Annotated in this window: 2 pseudogenes; one reads left to right on the top strand and one right to left on the bottom strand. The window is 60.3% G+C overall.

Annotated elements, in window-relative coordinates:
* Window positions 1–1,217 (bottom strand): annotated as a pseudogene (locus EN738_RS33715) (hypothetical protein); the annotation flags it as partial.
* 600 nt (window positions 1,218–1,817) lie between these two features.
* Here EN738_RS33715 and EN738_RS33720 point away from each other — a divergent pair.
* Window positions 1,818–2,147, top strand: a pseudogene (locus EN738_RS33720) (hypothetical protein); the annotation flags it as partial.

Raw genomic sequence — 2,147 nt, forward strand, 5'->3', positions numbered from 1 at the left:
GCCGTGCTCTTGGCGTCACCGCCTTCACCGTAGTTCAGCAGCGAGAGCTTGCCATCGACATCGAGGCCGTCGCCGCCGTCCGACTTAGCGTCGCCGCCGGTCACGTCGCCGCCATTGCCGCCATCGCCGCCATCGCCGCCATCGGCCTTGGCATCGCCGCCATCAGACTTGGCGTCGCCGGCATCCGCCTTGGCATCGCCGCCGTCTTCCGACTGGGCATCGCCGGCTTCTGCTGCGCCGACACCCAGGCCCAGGCCGAGCCCGAGACCGAGGCCGAGGCCATCGCCGCCGTTGGCGTTGCCGCCATCGCCGTAGCCGCCCTTGGCGTCGCCGCCATCGCCGTAGCCGCCCTTGGCGTCGCCGCTATCGCCGTCGCCTGCCTTGGCGTCGCCGGCGTCGGCCTTGTTGTCGCTCTTGGAGTCGCCACCGATGGCCGCGCTGAGCGCCAGGCCGCCCTTGCCGTCGCCGGCTTCGACGTCGCCGGACTTGGCGTCGCCGCCATTGCCGCCTTCGCCGCCATTGGCCTTGGCGTCATCGCCGCCGCTGCCGCCGCCGCCGCCGGCCGAGATGCCGTCGCCGGCTTCCGAATTGCCGCCCTTGGCGTTCAGATCAAGCTTGAAATCGGCGTCGTTCTTGACGGTCGCGTTGTCGAGCTTGTCGTTGTCATACATGTTCAGGGTCTGGTTGATGATCGACGCGGTGTTGGTTCCGGCGCCGGTCATCGAATTGTTCAGGATGTCCTTGAAGGTGACGTCGTCGCCAGGATCATAAGTGACGTTGCCGTCCTTGTTGTTGATCATGGTGTCGATTTTCATGTCGCCGTTGGCATAGATGTCGGCGAAGTCGTCATCCGAGTTCCCGAGCTCGCCCTCGAGCTTGACGCCAACGTCGACGTCGACGTCGACCTTGGTCTCGTTGACGTTCTTGTTCTCGTTCGAGTTCTCGTTCTTGGACTCGTTCGAGTTCTTGTTCTCATTCTCGTTCGAGGCCTTGTTCTCGTTCTCGTTCGAGGACTTGCTCTCGTTCTGGTTCTCGTTTTCGCTCTTGTTTTCGTTCTCGTTCGAGGCCTTGTTTTCGTTCTCGTTTTCGTTCTTGGCGTCGTTCGTGTTGTGGTTCGTGTTTTCGTTCTCGCCACCGCCGTCACCGATATCGAATTCGCTGTCGACGATCTGCAAGCCGAATGCATTGATATTATTCTTGTCGAGGTCGAGAGACATGATCGTGTCCTCTGTTGAGGCCGCGACCGCCGAACCGCATTCTTCTCTTACGCGGTTATTGGCCGTACGCGGACGTTGCGTCTAATGCGGTGAACGGATTCTCGGACCGAGGGGACTGAGGTCCGAAACCCGGCATTCATCATTTGTTTGCTTGAATACCTCCCTTTGACTCCGGGAGAGGCGGCCCAGCCAAGGCAACACCCATCGAGCGCCGGATCAGCACTGATCCGGTCGTTCAAACAGGGGAGACCTGGATGTTCCCCAATCCCGCATGGAACCCGGGAAGTTTGTGGCCACGGGGGTGTGATTGTAAGCTGACAGTTCGGCCTAGCCCGTCCGGCCGGGCTGCGGCAGAGGTGGCCAACAGGGGCAAGATGGCCGGATTTCGCCGCGAATCGAGGTCAAAACGGCCCTGTCGGGGCCAGCTGATCGGCGGCGAGATCGGTAAAATCAGCTATAGCTCGTCCGAACTATATCAGCGGCGCCTAATTTGGTGTATAAGTCATTAAGGCTAGCTGTTCGTGGGGTGGAGGCCCCCAACATCGCAGAAGGGAAAAGAACGAAAAATCGACAGTCTTGGTCTAGGGTGGGGTGGCAACCATGTCCAGAGTCAATTTGCGCAGCACCGTGGGTAGCGGTGCGGGAGACAGTTGGGCGCGCAGAATTCTTCTAACTGTTTCGTCTGAAGACAGCTTTCCGGAATGTCTCGTCTACGCAATCGAGAGGGAGTTTCCCTCCATCGTCGTGGAACAGGCTACAAGCCTGGACGCGGCCTGCGACACATTCGAGCATCCTGTTTGCCTGATCCTTATCGACACTGAATTCCTGCAGGATATCGATACGCATGCGGCTGCTTTCATGCGGTGCCATCCATCGGCGCCGATCGTGCTGGTGCAGCACGACAGCCGCGTTCCTGTTTCCATCCAGGAC

Source organism: Mesorhizobium sp. M4B.F.Ca.ET.017.02.2.1 (assembly GCF_003998955.1).
Lineage (GTDB): Bacteria > Pseudomonadota > Alphaproteobacteria > Rhizobiales > Rhizobiaceae > Mesorhizobium > Mesorhizobium abyssinicae.